This window comes from Bradyrhizobium uaiense, assembly GCF_010811875.1.
Classification (GTDB): domain Bacteria; phylum Pseudomonadota; class Alphaproteobacteria; order Rhizobiales; family Xanthobacteraceae; genus Bradyrhizobium; species Bradyrhizobium uaiense.
Genome location: NZ_VKHP01000601.1, coordinates 1 through 409, shown reverse-complemented (window position 1 = coordinate 409; position 409 = coordinate 1). Strand labels below are relative to the sequence as shown.

Annotated in this window: 1 protein-coding gene; it reads left to right on the top strand. The window is 65.0% G+C overall.

Annotated features, from left to right (window positions below; all coding sequences use genetic code 11):
- Positions 1–2 precede the first annotated feature (2 nt).
- On the top strand, positions 3–409 hold a 407-nt coding region (locus FNJ47_RS46690), incomplete at its 3' end, for an NAD-dependent epimerase/dehydratase family protein (RefSeq protein ID WP_163163557.1).

Here is a 409-nt window from a genome sequence, read left to right as displayed (position 1 = left end):
ATCTGCTGACGGTGTCGCGCAGCGAGGTCGACCTGCGCGACCAGGCCGCGGTCAACGCCTGGTTTGCCGCGAAGCGGCCGCAGGCCGTGTTCCTCGCTGCGGCCAAGGTCGGCGGCATCGTCGCCAACAACACGCTGCGGGCGGAATTCCTCTACGACAATCTGGCGATCTCGACCAATGTGATCCAGGCGGCGCACGCCAATGGTTGCGAGAAGCTGATGTTCTTCGGCTCGTCCTGCATCTATCCGCGCCTGGCGCCGCAGCCGCTGCGCGAGGATTCGATGCTGACCGGCCCGCTGGAGCCGACCAACGAGCCCTATGCCATCGCCAAGATCGCCGGCATCAAGATGGCCGAGGCCTATCGCAGCCAGTACGGCGCCGATTTCATCAGCGTGATGCCGACCAATCT